17 protein-coding genes are annotated in these 14535 nt (G+C 64.9%); 10 read left to right on the forward strand and 7 right to left on the reverse strand.

Annotation, left to right across the window (positions count from 1 at the left end):
* Positions 1 to 5: 5 nt before the first annotated feature.
* Together ACFC25_RS01600 and ACFC25_RS01605 are read right to left on the reverse strand one after the other, a co-directional pair.
* The gene (locus tag ACFC25_RS01600; RefSeq protein ID WP_376043520.1) at positions 6 to 962 is read right to left on the reverse strand and encodes a carbohydrate ABC transporter permease; all 957 of its coding nucleotides are present in this window, start codon (positions 960 to 962) and stop codon (positions 6 to 8) included.
* Positions 959 to 2377, reverse strand: coding sequence for an extracellular solute-binding protein (locus tag ACFC25_RS01605; protein ID WP_376043522.1), 1419 nt, complete (start codon positions 2375 to 2377; stop codon positions 959 to 961). Before ACFC25_RS01605 ends, ACFC25_RS01600 begins: the two co-directional genes overlap by 4 nt.
* A 232-nt stretch (positions 2378 to 2609) precedes the next feature.
* Between ACFC25_RS01605 and ACFC25_RS01610 the strand changes: the two genes are divergently transcribed.
* The 6 genes from ACFC25_RS01610 (at position 2610) to ACFC25_RS01635 (ending at position 7581) form a co-directional block, all read left to right on the forward strand.
* Positions 2610 to 3152 carry a Chromate resistance protein ChrB gene (locus ACFC25_RS01610; protein WP_376043525.1) on the forward strand — a complete coding sequence of 181 codons (543 nt, stop codon included), beginning with the start codon at positions 2610 to 2612 and terminating at the stop codon, positions 3150 to 3152.
* Positions 3149 to 4336 (forward strand): MFS transporter, encoded by a 1188-nt coding sequence (locus ACFC25_RS01615; RefSeq protein WP_376043527.1) that lies wholly within the window; start codon positions 3149 to 3151, stop codon positions 4334 to 4336. The genes ACFC25_RS01610 and ACFC25_RS01615 overlap by 4 nt, the downstream gene beginning before the upstream one ends.
* A 116-nt stretch (positions 4337 to 4452) precedes the next feature.
* Entirely contained in the window at positions 4453 to 5361 is a 909-nt protein-coding gene (locus tag ACFC25_RS01620) for a phosphatase PAP2 family protein (RefSeq protein WP_376043530.1), read from the forward strand.
* A gap of 461 nt (positions 5362 to 5822) precedes the next feature.
* Positions 5823 to 6425, forward strand: a complete 603-nt coding sequence (locus ACFC25_RS01625; RefSeq protein ID WP_376043533.1) for a TasA family protein — start codon at positions 5823 to 5825, stop codon at positions 6423 to 6425.
* An 84-nt stretch (positions 6426 to 6509) separates the two neighbouring features.
* Positions 6510 to 7142, forward strand: a complete 633-nt coding sequence (locus ACFC25_RS01630) for a signal peptidase I (RefSeq protein WP_376043535.1) — start codon at positions 6510 to 6512, stop codon at positions 7140 to 7142.
* Complete coding sequence (locus ACFC25_RS01635) at positions 7135 to 7581, forward strand: hypothetical protein (protein ID WP_376043538.1); 447 nt, start codon at positions 7135 to 7137, stop codon at positions 7579 to 7581. The genes ACFC25_RS01630 and ACFC25_RS01635 overlap by 8 nt, the downstream gene beginning before the upstream one ends.
* Before the next feature lie 30 nt (positions 7582 to 7611).
* Here the strand turns inward: ACFC25_RS01635 and ACFC25_RS01640 are convergent, their stop codons facing one another.
* The 3 genes from ACFC25_RS01640 to ACFC25_RS01650 form a co-directional block, all read right to left on the reverse strand.
* Complete coding sequence (locus ACFC25_RS01640) at positions 7612 to 7842, reverse strand: zinc-ribbon domain-containing protein (RefSeq protein ID WP_376043541.1); 231 nt, start codon at positions 7840 to 7842, stop codon at positions 7612 to 7614.
* A 368-nt stretch (positions 7843 to 8210) separates the two neighbouring features.
* Positions 8211 to 8909, reverse strand: a complete 699-nt coding sequence (locus ACFC25_RS01645; protein WP_337346212.1) for an alpha/beta hydrolase — start codon at positions 8907 to 8909, stop codon at positions 8211 to 8213.
* A gap of 35 nt (positions 8910 to 8944) precedes the next feature.
* Complete coding sequence (locus ACFC25_RS01650; RefSeq protein ID WP_376043544.1) at positions 8945 to 10162, reverse strand: MFS transporter; 1218 nt, start codon at positions 10160 to 10162, stop codon at positions 8945 to 8947.
* Between the two features lie 156 nt (positions 10163 to 10318).
* Between ACFC25_RS01650 and ACFC25_RS01655 the strand changes: the two genes are divergently transcribed.
* Both ACFC25_RS01655 and ACFC25_RS01660 read left to right on the forward strand, forming a co-directional pair.
* On the forward strand, positions 10319 to 10672 hold the full coding sequence (locus tag ACFC25_RS01655) for a hypothetical protein (protein WP_337346210.1): 354 nt from the start codon (positions 10319 to 10321) through the stop codon (positions 10670 to 10672).
* A 149-nt stretch (positions 10673 to 10821) separates the two neighbouring features.
* A complete protein-coding gene (locus tag ACFC25_RS01660) occupies positions 10822 to 11145 on the forward strand; it encodes a hypothetical protein (RefSeq protein ID WP_337346209.1) in 324 nt (107 codons plus the stop codon).
* Between the two features lie 90 nt (positions 11146 to 11235).
* On the opposite strand, the gene ACFC25_RS01665 is transcribed toward ACFC25_RS01660, so the two are convergent.
* Positions 11236 to 11454, reverse strand: a complete 219-nt coding sequence (locus ACFC25_RS01665; RefSeq protein ID WP_376043548.1) for a hypothetical protein — start codon at positions 11452 to 11454, stop codon at positions 11236 to 11238.
* A gap of 249 nt (positions 11455 to 11703) precedes the next feature.
* Between ACFC25_RS01665 and ACFC25_RS01670 the strand changes: the two genes are divergently transcribed.
* Positions 11704 to 12723: a LacI family DNA-binding transcriptional regulator gene (locus tag ACFC25_RS01670; protein ID WP_376043551.1), complete on the forward strand. Its 1020-nt coding sequence runs from the start codon at positions 11704 to 11706 to the stop codon at positions 12721 to 12723.
* On the opposite strand, the gene ACFC25_RS01675 is transcribed toward ACFC25_RS01670, so the two are convergent.
* The gene (locus ACFC25_RS01675; RefSeq protein ID WP_376043554.1) at positions 12720 to 13238 is read right to left on the reverse strand and encodes a hypothetical protein; all 519 of its coding nucleotides are present in this window, start codon (positions 13236 to 13238) and stop codon (positions 12720 to 12722) included. The two genes, ACFC25_RS01670 and ACFC25_RS01675, sit on opposite strands and share 4 nt — an antisense overlap.
* A gap of 221 nt (positions 13239 to 13459) precedes the next feature.
* Between ACFC25_RS01675 and ACFC25_RS01680 the strand changes: the two genes are divergently transcribed.
* Positions 13460 to 14464 (forward strand): LacI family DNA-binding transcriptional regulator, encoded by a 1005-nt coding sequence (locus ACFC25_RS01680; protein WP_337346205.1) that lies wholly within the window; start codon positions 13460 to 13462, stop codon positions 14462 to 14464.
* Positions 14465 to 14535: the final 71 nt, after the last annotated feature.

Below are 14535 nucleotides of genomic sequence, written 5' to 3' on the forward strand. Positions count from 1 at the left end.
TGGCCTTACTGGTAGAAGACGAATCGTTTGCTGAGCCGGAACTGCGCGGCTGTGATGGCCATGATGATCAGGGTGAGGATCACGCCGATGGCCGAGGCCTGGCCGAATTCCAGGCGCTGGAACGCTGACTCGAAGATCACCATCACGGCGGTGCGGGTGGAATCTCCGGGGCCGCCGCGGGTCAGCACGTACGGCTGGTCGAACACCTGGAGCGCGCTGATCATGGCCATGACCGAGGCCAGCAGGGTGGTGGGGCTCAGCAGCGGCAGGGTGACGTAGACGTGCTTGCGCCACCCGGTGGCGCCATCCAGGGAGGCCGCCTCGTAGGTCTCGGCGGGAATGGAGGCCAGCCCGCCGATGAACAGCAGGAACGAGAAACCGAAGTTCTGCCACACATAGACCAGGATGACGACGGCGGCGGACCCGCCTGGGGTGGTCAGCCACGGCACCGCGGGGACGCCTGCGAGGGACAGGAACCAGTTGACCACGCCGAACTGCTCGTTGAAGAGGTACCGCATGAAGATGGATACCGAGGCGGCGGAGAGGATCAGCGGGAAGAAGAACGCCGAGCGGAAGACGGTCCGCAGCCACGACGGCATCTTCTCCTGCACCATGACCGCGAGCGCCAGGGCCAGGCCCAGTTGGAGGGCCACGGCCACCACCACAAAGGCGATCGTGTTCAGGAAGGACACCCGGACCGTGGGGTCCTGGACCACTTCGGCGAAGTTGTCGAAGCCCACGAACGTCGGGGCGGAAATGATGTCCCAGCGGAAGAACGCCAGGACCACCGACGCAATGATGGGCACCAGGGTGAACAGGCCCATGCCCACGATGGTGGGGGCAAGGAAGATCCAGGCCAGCCAGCGCTGGCTGTGCCGTCCGGATGCAGCGGCCGCCGCCCCGGGGGAAGCCGGGCTGGCGGCCTGCTTTGGCCGCTCCCGGCGAGGGATGGTGGTGCTCATGACTGCCTCCTCAGGGCAATTTCAAGATCGCGCTGCATGGACTCGAGGGCCTGTTTGAGCTGGCGTTCGTCCCCGCTGACGGCCAGCGAGACGTTCTTCATCAGGGCCGTTTCGACGGCGGCCTGCTGGGGCGGTGCCGGAATGGGCCCGGTAGTGGGGAACTTGTCCAGCGTGTCGTAGAAGACCTTCCAGTGGGCCGGGCCCTTGCCCGCGTACAGGGCTTCGTCGACCATGGAACGGCGGGCCGGCGTGGTCGCGGGATTGGGAAAGATCAGCTCCATGGCCTCGCGGGAGGCACTGAACTTGATCCATTCCCAGGCGGCGTCCTTGTCCTTGGCCGTCTTCATGATGGCGTATCCGGCCGTGCCGAACTGGTGCCGCTGGGTCCGCCATTTGGGGAAGAAGGCCACGTCGAAGTCGTTCTCCTTCATGCCTGCCTCGTGCAGGCCCTGGACCCAGTAGCCCCCGGCCGGGGTGGTGCCGATCCGGTTGGATGCGAACAATCCCACCAGGGAACCGCCGCCGCCCTCCTCCGGGCGGACGCCCAGCCCGTCCTTGACCAGGCCCCGCAGGTAGTCGAAGGTCTCGAACACGCGTGGGTCATCGGCGTTGGGCTCGAGCCACTGGTAGCCGCCGGAGCGCAGGCTGCGGGAGGGATCGTCGGCGTAGAAGCTGTCCCAAAGCCAGTCACCCCCGGCGGACCGGGTTTCCTTCAGGAAGCTGGTGTCGTTGGCGTAGAGCCAGGGCACCACGCCGCCGAAGAGCCTGTTGGTCCAGTAATAAGGGGTGAAATCTGACGGCCGGGCTTTACGCATGGCGGCGAGGCCGTTGCGGAAGTCCACGTTGGTCCAGTCATCCGCCGGGCGTTGCAGCCCCGCCTGGGCGAAGGCGGCGGTATTGTAGTACATGTTGGCGGCGTTCCAGTCCATGGGGAGCTGGAACAGGCTGCCCTTGTACATGAAGGCCTCCACGAGGCTCGGGTGGACGTCGGCGAAGAACTCTGTCATGTCCGCAGCGTCGCGGCGCAGGTATTCGTCCAGTGGATGGGCCAGTTTGTCGGCGAAGAGCTGCGCGCCTTCGGTGGCGACGTAGACAACGTCCGGCGGTGTGCCGGCGGCCACCATGGTGAGGATCTTGGTAAAGAAGTCTTTCCAGTCCACGGCCTGGATGGCCTGGACTTTGACCCGGATATCCGGGTGGAGGCGGGTGAACGCGTCGATGGCCCGCTGGCGGGCGGCGGCATCGGCGGCGGTTCCCAAGATGGCAATGCTGAGGCTGTTGTCCCCTCGCCCGGGAATGTCGGTTCCGGAAAGCCGTGGCCACGACGCCACGGTTGCTCCCACAATTCCTACTCCCAGGGCGCCAAGGGCGGTCCGGCGTGAGATTTCACGCAGGCCAGTGGTGGCACCGGTCATAACAAATTCCTTCCTAACACGTGTTAGGTAGCTTAGGTCCTCGGCCTAACACGTGTCAAGCATCACGTTAAGTGACCTTCCGATGCCCGCCTCCCCAGCACCCCGGCACCCTCACCCAACTAAGTAGCAGCAGATGCTGTTTTGAGCCTCCAAAACAGCATCTGCTGCTACTTAGTTGGGATGGAAGGCAGACCGCACTCCAATTGTTGTAACAGTTGTTACACTCCAAGGTGTGACTTCACTTGAACAGGTTTCCTGGCTCGTAATGCTCGTGCAGGTTCCGTCGGAGCCGTCGCGGCATCGCGTGGCAGTGTGGCGCGAGCTCAGGCGATTCGGCGCAGTCCCCGTCGGCCAGGGCGCTTGGACCGCTCCAGACGTTCCCGCCTGCCGCGAGGGTGCAATGAAGGCCAAGGAGCTGGCTCAGGCGGGCAAGGGCGAATTGCTGCTGCTCACTACCGGACCGGCCGACGACGACGCGGGCCGCCTGCGCAAACTGTTCCATGCCGCGCGTGCGGACGAGTGGGCCGAGTTCACCGCCGACTGCGGCAAGTTCACCGACGAAATCGCTAAGGAGATCGCCAAGCAGAAATTCACGCTTGCCGAGCTCGAAGAGGAAGAGCAGAGCCTGGACCGGCTCCGGCGCTGGTTCCGGGCGATCCGAAGTAAGGACGTATTCGGCAGCCCCGCGGCGGCGAGCTCAGAGCAAAGCCTCGCCGCCTGCATTGACGCCCTGGACACCTTCGCCGCCCTCGTTTACGGCGAGGTGCATTCATGACCCCTGCCGGTACCGCCCAAACCCGCACCACGAGCGCTTCATCCGCCCCTTTGTACGCCGCCGGATTCGTCACTGCGTTCGGCGCGCACAGCATCGCCGCGGGCCTGGGCGCCCAGAGCGACAACATCGGCCTGACGCTGCTCAACCTGGGCATCCTCCTGGCCCTGTACGACATCTCCGAGGTTTTCCTCAAGCCAGTTTTCGGCGCCCTCAGCGACCGGATCGGCGCCAAACCGGTCATCGTCGGCGGGCTCATGGCCTTTGCAGCATTGTCGCTGATCGGCCTCTGGGCGGCAGACCCGCTGATGTTGGCGCTGGCCCGGCTCGGGCAGGGCGCCGCCGCGTCCGCATTCTCCCCAGCGTCGTCGGCGATGGTTGCCCGGATGGCCCGCGGCGGGAAGGCGGGCACGTACTTCGGCAGGTACGGATCGTGGAAGAGCCTTGGCTACATCATCGGGCCGCTGCTGGGTGCCGGCCTGATCTGGGCCGGCGGCTTCGCCCTGCTGTTCGGCACCCTCTCGGCACTCGCGGCAGCCACTGGGGTGTGGGTCCTACTGACCGTTCCGCACCTGGAACCACTCCCCCGCCAGCGCTACACAGTGCTGGACCTCGCGCGGCAGGTGGGGGAACGGAGGTTCCTCGTCCCCACACTGGTGCTGGCGGCGTCGACGGCGGCACTCGGAGCCGCCGTCGGCTTCCTTCCGGCACTGGCCACCCGGCACGGCATGGACGCCGTGGCCGGTACGGCGGCCGTCAGCCTCCTCGCGCTCGGCTCCGTGCTGACCCAGCCGCGGATCGGCAGGATGCGGGACCGGAACGGCATCAGCGACAACAAGGGCACGACGGCGGGACTCCTCCTCATCGCGGCAGGCGTCACACTGCTGGCCGTCGCCCCGGGACCGGTCACCATTTTCATCGCCGCCGCAGCGATCGGAGTGGGCGTCGGGGCGGCCACGCCCCTGGGTTTCGCGCATCTGGCGGACACCACGCCGCCGGAGCGCATGGGCCGCACCATGGGCTCGGCCGAACTCGGGCGGGAACTGGGCGACGCCGGCGGGCCGCTGCTGGTAGGCGGGGTAGCCACCCTCACCGCGCTGCCGTTCGGTCTCGGTGCCCTGGCGCTGCTGATAGCAGTGGCCAGCATCCCCCGGCTCGCCCCGGCGAACGCACCCCCATCCACCTAATGCCCACCCCCGCCCAACTAGGTAGCAGCAGATGTCGTTTTGAGCCTTCATAACGACATCTGCTGCTACCTAGTTGGGTGAAGCGGGCTCCCAGATTTCTGTGACACCCTTAACTGATGACCTTTTCACGACAGGCCCAGGCCCGGACCCAGCTGCGCCCCGCCCCGGGCTCCGGCTTTATGTTCGCTTTCGCCACGTTGGCCTGCATCGTGGGACTGATCGCCACGTACTACTACTTCGTCCAGACCACCACGGGCCAGTTCATCGATGAGTCCGCCCTGGTTGAAGCCGTTGACATCCACGGCCCTGCCGGCAAGGCAGCCACCGAGTTCCTCGATTGGCTCCCCACCATCTCCCTGCTGATGGCCGCCGTCGTCGTCCTGTTTGTCACGGTGATCCGGCGCCGCTGGACGGCCGCGGGGATCGCCATCGCCGCGTGTATCGGCGCGAACGTGGCCACCCAGGTGCTCAAGGACGTGCTGCCGGCCCGCCCGGATAAGGGCGTGGTGACGCTGGAGCTGAATTCGCTGCCGTCCGGGCACACCACGCTGGCGGCGTCCGCGGCCGCTGCAGTGTTCCTGATGGCTTCCCCGCGCTGGCGCCCGATGGCCGGTTTCGTGGGCGGAACGTTTGCGATCGCGTCAGGCGTATCCACGCTGATCAACCAGTGGCACCGGCCTGCCGACGTAGTGGCCGCGTTCCTGCTGGTGGGGGCGTTCATGATCCCGGCCGGCTGGCTGATCGTGCGCCACGACGGGTCCTGGAATGTGTGGGATGGCTTCGGCAGGCATCTGGGTTCAGCCAAGATCTGGCTGGCGCTGCCGGTGCTGATCGGCCTGGTGTCGGCTGCCGTGGCCGTGTACTCGCTGGCGAGGATCGCCCCCGGCCCGGCACAGGAATCCAGCACAACGAATTACTTCTGGGCGGGCATCGCGCTCATTGTGATCGCCGGGTATCTGGCGACCGTGGCCACGACGTCGCTGTTCGCGTATGCCGCACGACGGCGGGACTCACCGGAGCGCTGACGGTCACCCATTCGAGACCTGGACTTGGACGTGCTGGCTAGGCTTCCACGCCCTCGTCCCTCCTAAAGTCCGCTTCGACACGCCCCATCCGTCCGGAGCACTCATCGCAGCGGCCAACGAACTGATGGGGGCAATCCACTGAGTCCCGGTCTTCCCCGGCGGGCACTGTAACGCGCATGGCTCATGTATAGCACCGTCAAACAGGACAAAGCGGCTCCCCTTTGCACTGATGTGGGAACCCACACCATCGGCTGCTCCTGCAAGCCCGCCGCGAAAGCGTGGAAAGCACAAACGGCACAAGTATTTCTTGAGTCAAGCTTGAGGAATTACCCCGGTGTTCTTTGATCGAGTACGTGAAGAGTGGTTCTTGCCAGCCCGGAAGGGCTAGGCAGAACGGCTGGCCCACTGGGGGGCGGCCGGCCCGCTTGGGGGTGGGCCCTCTTCACGTAAAGGAAAATCTCATGGGTCTCAGCATCAAAACCACGTCAGGCAAGATTCTCGCTTCGGTGGCCCTGGTGGGCACTGCAGCCGCCGTTGCGGGCATGGGGACATACGGTGCATTTACCGGCAGCACCACCACTGTGGACCAGGCCGTCACGGCCGGCACCGTGGTCATCGACCTCACCGATCCCGGCACACTGAGCGTGCCCGTCACGAACCTTCTCCCCGGCGACTCAGTGGAAAAGTTTGCCACCCTGAGCAACACCGGCGACTCCAACCTCAATGCCGTCAAGCTCACCGTCAGCACCGCGACTCCCTCGCTCCTGACCACCGACGAAACCAACGGCCTGCAGCTCACCATCGCAGCGTGCAGCGTTGCCTGGACCGCCGTGGCAAACGCCGTTGACACCTGCTCCGGAACGGAGACGTCTGTCCTCGCCGGTGGTTCAGTCATCGGCGCGGACAAGGCCCTGAGCGGCCTTTCCTCCCTCACCGCAGCCTCGGCAGACCACTTGAAGATCACCACCTCGCTGCCCACCACTGCGGGCAACTCCTTCCAGGGCGCCAGCAGCACCATCGACTTCACGTTCAACGCCACGCAGCGTACCGGCACCGTCAACTAGCACGGCCACCTGACGGTGCTGTGAACCCGGCACCGTCAGGCAACCTTCCCGAATCACGCAATCCAACCTAGGGGCTGCATAGCGATGAGCACAGTAACCGACCTTGCCTCGGCAAACGGCACAGCAGCAGCTCCTCACTCGTCCCGGCGCCCCCAAACCCCCCATCGGGGCGTCGGGGCCTCCAGGGCCAAAGCCATCGCGAGCAGGACCATCAGCATCCTGAGCACTGTGATGGTCGCCGTCGCTATTGCCGCGTTCCTGTTTTTGGCCTTGGGGCCCCGGGTTTTCGGCTACCAGACGTCCACCATGCTCACCGGCTCCATGTCCCCGCTGATCAACCCCGGGGACGTGGTGGTCACTGTTCCCACGCCCATCAGCGAGATCCGCGTGGGAGACATCATCACGTACCACATTCCCGTTGAGGACCACCGGGTGGAGACCCACAGGGTCGCCGAGATCCTTACCAATGCGGACGGTTCGATGGCGGTACGCACCAAGGGGGACGCCAACAGGCGCGCAGACCCTTGGACCGCAACCCTGCAAGGAGCAACCGTCGACCAGCACATCCTCACCGTGCCCTACGTGGGCCAAGCCATCCGGTACCTGCGCCAGCCACTTGTCCTCAACACGCTCATGTACGGGGCGCCCGCCGTCCTGCTGATCGGGTTGTTGGGATCGATCTGGCGCAAGGACCCGGAACCCTCCGCCAGTGAGTAGGCCGGCAATGGGTACCGTCGCAAGGGCCGTGGGCGTGGTGACGGCCCTGACCTTGGGCGTGACGCTTGCCCCAGGCTCCGCATTCGCCGCTTTCTCGGGCATGAACCACGTAGCGACGCCATTCAGCGCTGCGACCCTCCCCGCGCCGGCCGCTCAACATACGACGGTGACGATTGAGTGCGCCATCGTCCTGTCAACCATCGCGGTGACTCGCTACGACCGTGTGCTCAACGCCAACTACCACGAGCTGAAAATTTACAGCGGGTCCAGCACGACTCCTGTCTATACCGGCGACCTCAGCAAGCCTGCGCAGCGGAAGTTCTCCTCGGCAATGCTCTTCGCAGGTTCGTGGCGGGTGGAAATCACGGGCCAGTACAAGGTTCCCGGTTCGACGAACGTGTGGACCGGTCCGCCCTACATTAAATATCTGCAGTGCTAAGGCGTTCGCTCGGGCGACTCAGCCTGCTTCCTAGCCCACCAATGCCTTCTTCTCCCGCGAACTGATGCTCGAAACCATGCCGCAGTTCGAGCAGGTGATGCGGTAGGCCTTGGAGGTAGTGAAGACCGGGATGAAGAACAGGGTGAATTTCCGGGCCTCCTCATCGAGGTAGTGCTGGGAAAAGCGTCCGCAGTTCCGGCAGGTGGCTGGCCTGCCAGGCAGTGCGCGAAGGACGGTCTTGAGTCCAAAAATCAGCAGCATTGCGCCTTCCAATCGGTGATAGTAAGCATGCTTGTTATTAGCCACTCTACGGGAAGTCCGCGAGAAGACTACTTCGATCCCCGCCGCGGAACAGAACGCCGTAAGGCGGGTACCCCGGCAAACAAAAGTCGAGTACCGGCTACTCGTGCCCGGCCAGGGCAATTCGGCTTGAATGATGCTGGCTGGTACGGAAGGTCGGGCCGACACTACAACGCAGCGGTGTCGGCACCGGCCTTCCGCACCGGTCATGCCCACGTTTCCCGGCGGCGTCTCCGCCGGGTTCATACGGGGGCCGGCGGTGGGATGGCCTCTGAGACCGGGCTGTCCTCCCCCAGCACCGCCGGTCCCACCACCCACGTGCACCCTCTTCAGGTAGTGGGCGCCCTCAGTTGCTCCACAATGATCCGCGATGTCTCAGGCTCGCCCAGGATCCGGAAATGCCCGGCGCTGGGGAGCTGGATGTTCGTGGCCCCGGGCAGGACGCTGCCCTCGGGGATGTGCGGATCGAACACGCCGTAGATGGAGCTGATCCGGCTGTTCACGGCTTCCTCGCGCGCCATCTGCCGGGTCAGGGCGTTCCGGGGCGAGAAGATCCGCAGGCTGCGGAGCAGCATGTAGCGCGCGTAGCGCGACCCGGAGAACGGCGTGCACACGGTGACCATGCGCCGGACACGCTGCTGGGGGTCCAGGGACAGCATGAGGTATTTGCCGATCAGCCCGCCCTTGCTATGGGCCACGATGGACGCGTCGGTCAGGCCGGCTTCTTCGAGGTGCTGCGCCACCAGCCGCGCGGCGACGGGTACTTCCAGTTTGTTCCGCTGCAGCATGGTCACCACATGGACGGGATGCCCGGCGTCGTGGACGGCGTGGATGACAGGCAGCATAAACTGCCAGTTTTCGTAAACGCCCGGGATGATCACAACGGGACTGAGGTGTCCTTGGTGGAAAGATCCCGGCTGGATGCGCGAGACTATCCCGCGGAGCTGCCACCCTGCAGCGTAGGCGTAGTCCCCGGCCCACCACAGGGCCTTCTGCAGCGGTCCGCTGACACCGGCGTCGTCACCCATCTGTTGAGGATAGCCGCTTTGGGTGCGCTGCCGTGTCAACAGTTCCGGCGGTGCTTGAGGCGGGGAATCACGACGGCGAACACGGCCGCCGCTGCGAAGCCCAGCACGCCGGTGGCTGAGACCCCCGCGCCCAACGTCGCGAGCGCTGTCACCCCGGAGAGGAGCAGTGGACCGCCGGTGGAGCCGGCATCTGCCATGAACCGCCACAGGCCAAGGAACTGGCCGCGGCCGCGGTCCGGCGAGAAGTCGGCACCGAGGGTCATCACCAGGCCGGAGCTGATTCCGTTGCCGAACCCGATGAGGATCCCGGCCAGCAGCAGGCCGATGAATCCGCCCGTCAGGGGTATCAGCAGCAAAGCCGTTCCCATGATCGCGGTGGACGGGATGGCCACCCATTGCCGGCCGCGGCGGTCCATTAGCTTGCCGGCGGGGTAGAACACCAGCATGTCGATCGCGCCGGAGATACCGTAGATGAGGGACGCTTGCGTGGCATCCATGCCCAGGTGGTCGGCCCAGAGCGGAATGACCACCTGACGGGAGGAACGCAGTGCACTCAGGAGCAGGATGCCCAGGCCCAGGCTGAGGAAGATCCCCGCGTGGGACACAGCAACGCTGCGGAGCGTGGGCTGGGGGCCTTGGTCGGTGCCCGCAGCGGAAGCGGCAACCTCGAGGTCGGGGATGGTGATGGACAGCAGGGCGGCGCCCAGCATGGCCACCACGCCCACCCAGTACGCGCCGCTGAGGCCGGCGAACTGGATGACGGCGGCACCGGCGAAGGGTCCGATGAAGACGCCGATGCGGTTCACCCCGCCCAAGGTGGACAGCGCCCGGGCCCTGTAGTTGAGCGGCACGGCTTCGGTCAGGTATTTCTGCCGGGCCAACCCGAACACACTGGAGGACATGCCCACTACTACCATTGCCGCCGCCAGCAGCCAGATGCCTTCAGGAAGCTGAGGGGCCAGCGCGGCGGCGGCGAGGGCCAGGGCGGCGGCAGCGGCGGCACCAACGATGGACCCGCGTTCGCCGAACTTGAGCGTCACGAGGGACGCGGGCAGGTTGAAGAACCAGGATCCCAGCCCGATCAGCGTGACTATCAGTGCGGCAACTGCCACCGACGCACCCAGGTCACGGGCGGACAGGGCGACTATTGGCATGACCGCGCCGGTGCCGATCCCGAACAGCAGGGTAGGCCCAAAGGCGGCGACGGCGATGCTGCGGAGGCTGAACGGCTGGGGATCATCGGGCGAAGTCATCAGATTTATCCTATGACCCGGGCCGGACAGCCGCTCCGCCGGCCCGGCAATGTAATTCAAAGCACATTTAGGGGGTCACAAGAGGCTCTTTGAGGACTACCGTTTGCCTTGGGGGGACGCTGCTACCCGTTCTCCGCAACCAATAGGGAGGGTTTCATGGGGGACGTATGGCTCCGCACCATCAGCAACAGCCTGGTTCGTGCGGAAAGTGTCACTGAAATAGCATCAACCCGCGGTTCACTGCATGAGGAGCAGGGATTTTCGCTGAAGGTCATCGTGCATGGCAAGGGCCACGTCCTCATCGATGACAGTGACCTTCAGGGCACACTGTCTGAGCGGCTTGAGTATGCGCGGCATTTGGAGGACGCCCTTTTGCTCGCCATCGACGGAGCCCGGATCGCCGTGGCTTCCGTGGTGGTCAGCTTCGAGCCGGAAAGCCAGCGCTGGTCCATGGCGGCCGCGCCCGAACTGGCCGGCGGCCTGGACACCAAGCTGGAGGCATCTTTGTAACAACTTCGGCAAAGTGTTGCCTAGGTCACATGCATTGCCTACGCTTGACGAGGCTGCAACGGCGCAGCCACCCGGGGTTCGACTGCAGCGTCGCAGGAGCCCAGGGTAATGGTTGCAGCGTCGCAGCCTCAAGGGGAAGGCAGTACATCTTGACCGAAAAGCTCAACGTTCTTGTCCGGGTTGACCTCGATCACGCCAAGGCCCAAGTCTTGGCGAAGGGCCACGTCACCGTCCGCAACGTCCAGGCCCTCTATGTCGTGGTGAAACGCGCCAACGCACTGAAGGAAGGCCTCGACCTGGAGCTGGACATGCGGGCTGCCCATGTGGATCCAGAGGCCCTGAAGCAGCTGGAGGCGTGCTCCAAAACGCACCACTTACCGGCAAAAATTGATCCACACCAGTCCCACTGCACACTCAGCGTCCTGCCTCCCAGGCCCGCGGCCCCCCACAGGAGCCAACTGCTCGCTGCCTGAGGCGTTCCAGGATTCAAGAAAGACGACAGGCCCGGCACACCGCCACTGCGGAATGCCGGGCCTGTCCCTGTGAACCAGAATCTTCCCGGACTACGGAGTGGGAACTTTGACGTAGTCAGTAGTGAACGACTGGATTTGTGAGTCTTCCGCGGAGTAGATCACCTTGGTTTTGGTAGTGCTCGCGTCAAGCACCACCCGGGCCGGTACGTTGCTGACGATGTTGTTCGAAGCCAGGTAGTTCCGCGTTCCGCCGCGCACCAGCACAATCGTTGGCACCGCGCCGGCAGGCCGGATGTACTGGGTGGCCACCCCGTACGAAAATGCAGAAGTCCCTGAATTCGATGGAGTTGAGGCCACCTAGCAAAGCCCCGTCCTTCCTGGAGCGGCCGCCCAAATCTAAGTAGCAGCAGGTGTGGTTTTGAGCGCTGAAAACGACATCTGCTGCTACCTAGTTGGAGTGGAAGGACGAGGCCTTGCCCTCTCCGCACGGCGCCCGTCTGTAAACTGGCGGAGGTTATGCGAAACGTTCGCGTAAACGATTCCCCGAGGGCGGCGCCGATGACGACGATGGTAAAAGTGGCCAAGCTTGCCGGCGTGTCCATTTCCACCGTTTCCCACGTCCTCAACGGGACCAGGCATGTGAACGATGAGACACGCCAGCGCGTCCTGAAAGCCATCGAAGAAACCTCCTACCGGCAGGACGCCCTGGCCCGCGCCATGCGCCGCTCGAGAACGGACAGCATAGGCCTCATTGTTTCCGACGGCGGGGAACCGGCTTTCGCCGAAATGATCCGGGGCGTGGAACAAACAGCCGCCAGCCAGGGCATCACCTTGCTCCTGGCCAATTCCGCCGAAGACCCACAACGCGAGGCACGGGCAGTCCAAGCACTCCTCGAGCGCCGGGTGGACGGCCTGATCCTTGCCCGCGCGGCTGGTTCCGGCTCGGAGGCCCTGGCGGAGTTCACCAACCAGGACACCCCGCTGGTGTTGATGGACCGGCTGTCCGCTGACTCCTTTGACCAGGTTGGAGTCGAGAACCGCGCGCCGATCATGGAACTGGTTGAACACCTCGTATCGCAGGGCCATGAGCGCATCCTCCTCATTGCCGGGGACACCAGGGTTGCAACCCTGCGCGAACGGCACGAGGCCTTCCAGGAAGCCATGGCGACGGCGGGAATACAGGAAGCCGATCGGCTGACGGTCATCGCCGGCGAACCTGAAGAAACCGACGCCGGGATTGCAGCAGCGCTGTCACGTGCCAAACCGCCGTCGGCCGTTATCGCCTGCAGCACCGTCCTGGCCGCCGCAGCGCTCCGCCAGATCCAGAAGCGGGGCCTGCGGATGCCGGAGGACATCGCCTTCGCGACGTTTGACGGCTTCGCCTACGCTGACCTGTTCGAGCCGCAGCTCACCACCGTCCGGCAACCAGCCTTCCAAGTGGGCGCCACGGCAGCCGAACTGCTGACCAGGAGGATCGCGGACAAGTCCGCGGAACCCTCGGTTGTCCGCCTGGCACCCACCATTGAGTACCGCGCTTCCACTGGAGCAGCGCCCTCGGGCACAGCTCCGGCCTCCTAGGGCGTCTCTTCGACTTGACGCATCATCGGCTGGACCAGCAGGTTCCGGTGCACCGAGACCCACCCTTCAGCTTCCAGCTCTCCGTGGTCGAATTGGTCAGGAACAAGGATTGCCCATCTGCCTTCGGTGTCGGAAATACTGGTCAGCACGCCCCTGCCGTCGATCAGCCTGTTGCAGGTTGCTTCCCATACGCCGTCGTCCGCAACCGGTTCAGTGATGAGGCAAAAGCTGTTCTCGTCGTAAGTGCTTGGAGCCGCGAAGTAGTTGCTGTTGCTGTAGGTGCCCAGGAAGCGGGCACCTTCCATCCGCGCGTCCGTGAGGGAAGCGTAGTCTCCGGCCGGCACGTCCTGATCGGCTGGGGCCGTGTCCAGCACTTGAAGGCTGCCTGGCTGAACGACGAATAGCGCCGCCCAGAGAAAGCCCAAGGCAACGCAGGTGCCAACGCCCACGACAGCTGCGAAGGCGATGATCAGTTTCCACATCCCCGTCACGCGGTAAGACCGGTGATTGTCCATGCGCTGCCCCCTCAGGCTGGTTGGTCTGCCCGTAGGTTACACCTGCCGCGCCCGCCCCGGTTGCCCTGCCATTTATGGCTGTCATTCGCGAGTTTTGGCGACCAGGAGTGATAGGGCAACCGCGGGGTGCCAAAGAATCTTTCCTGTGACCCATTGCACATCGAAACGTTTGTCTCTACTATCGAAACGTTCGCGCAATCGTTTCGCTAGAAGGAGTCGCAGTGGCAACCATCGTCGATGTCGCATCACTTGCAGGCGTTTCGACGTCCACTGTGTCGCACGTCCTCAACGACACCAGGCACGTCGAACCGGAGACCAAGGAGCGCGTCATGAGCGCTGTGAAGGCCACCGGATACCGGCGGGACGTCCTCGCCCGCTCCATGCGCCGCGCCAGGACCGACTCCATCGGCCTGGTGGTCTCGGATGCCGGGGAACCGGCCTTCGCGGACATGGTGCACGGGGTGGAGGAAGCCGCGGCACAACACGGCCTGTCCCTGCTGCTGGCCAACTCGGCGGAAGATCCCGCCCGGGAGCGCGCAGCCGTGGAGGCCCTTCTGGACCGCCGCGTGGATGGCCTGATCCTCGCGCGGGCAGCCGGCTCAAGCTCCGTGCTGCTTGAGCGGATCCGGGAGGAGAAGAAGCCCCTGGTCCTCCTTGACCGCCTCGCGGACCTGGACGTGGACCAGGTGGGCGTCAATAACCAGGCCGCCATGGCAGCCCTGGTTGATCACCTCACCACCCGCGGACACGAACGGATCATGCTGGTTTCCGGTGACCTGCGGGTTTCCTCGCTCCGCGAGCGCTATGACGGCTTCCGTGCCGCCATGCGGGAGCGGGGCCTCCAAGTGCCGGCGGCGCTGTTGTGCGAAGGCACGGTGACGGCCGCAGCCACCTTTGACGCTGTGCAGGCGCTGCTCCGCGCTTCCTCCCGGAACGGGGAACGCCCGACGGCGATCCTCGCCTGCAGCACGCTGCTGGCGGCGGGTGCGCTGCGGGCTGTGCAGCATGAAGGGTTGCGCGTGCCGGGAAGCATGGCCTTCGCCACGTTCGACGGCTTCACCTACTCGGACCTGTTCCAACCCCAGATCACCACCGTCCGCCAACCGGCTTTCCAACTGGGCGAGAGCGCCGTGAGCCTGCTCCTGCGGCGCCTCGAAACCCCGGACGCTCCGGCCAAGGTCCTTCGGCTCGACTCCCAGATCGAATTCCGCCGCTCCACAGAATGACCGCACCACACCCCGATAAACACACATTCAATCCGCGTTTCGCATCCCACCAGCGCACCTTCTCCCGGTCG

This window comes from Pseudarthrobacter sp. NPDC055928 (assembly GCF_042270935.1).
Taxonomy (GTDB): domain Bacteria; phylum Actinomycetota; class Actinomycetes; order Actinomycetales; family Micrococcaceae; genus Arthrobacter.

What these genes read in the sequence shown, in the direction of transcription:
- ACFC25_RS01675 (WP_376043554.1), bottom strand. Translation starts at nt 13,238, where the DNA reads ATGGACAATCACCGGTCTTACCGCGTGACGGGGATGTGGAAACTGATC.
- ACFC25_RS01615 (WP_376043527.1), top strand. Translation starts at nt 3,149, where the DNA reads ATGACCCCTGCCGGTACCGCCCAAACCCGCACCACGAGCGCTTCATCC.
- ACFC25_RS01625 (WP_376043533.1), top strand. Translation starts at nt 5,823, where the DNA reads ATGGGTCTCAGCATCAAAACCACGTCAGGCAAGATTCTCGCTTCGGTG.
- ACFC25_RS01605 (WP_376043522.1), bottom strand. Translation starts at nt 2,377, where the DNA reads ATGACCGGTGCCACCACTGGCCTGCGTGAAATCTCACGCCGGACCGCC.
- ACFC25_RS01645 (WP_337346212.1), bottom strand. Translation starts at nt 8,909, where the DNA reads ATGGGTGACGACGCCGGTGTCAGCGGACCGCTGCAGAAGGCCCTGTGG.
- ACFC25_RS01630 (WP_376043535.1), top strand. Translation starts at nt 6,510, where the DNA reads ATGAGCACAGTAACCGACCTTGCCTCGGCAAACGGCACAGCAGCAGCT.
- ACFC25_RS01650 (WP_376043544.1), bottom strand. Translation starts at nt 10,162, where the DNA reads ATGACTTCGCCCGATGATCCCCAGCCGTTCAGCCTCCGCAGCATCGCC.
- ACFC25_RS01620 (WP_376043530.1), top strand. Translation starts at nt 4,453, where the DNA reads ATGACCTTTTCACGACAGGCCCAGGCCCGGACCCAGCTGCGCCCCGCC.
- ACFC25_RS01655 (WP_337346210.1), top strand. Translation starts at nt 10,319, where the DNA reads ATGGGGGACGTATGGCTCCGCACCATCAGCAACAGCCTGGTTCGTGCG.
- ACFC25_RS01640 (WP_376043541.1), bottom strand. Translation starts at nt 7,842, where the DNA reads ATGCTGCTGATTTTTGGACTCAAGACCGTCCTTCGCGCACTGCCTGGC.
- ACFC25_RS01600 (WP_376043520.1), bottom strand. Translation starts at nt 962, where the DNA reads ATGAGCACCACCATCCCTCGCCGGGAGCGGCCAAAGCAGGCCGCCAGC.
- ACFC25_RS01670 (WP_376043551.1), top strand. Translation starts at nt 11,704, where the DNA reads ATGACGACGATGGTAAAAGTGGCCAAGCTTGCCGGCGTGTCCATTTCC.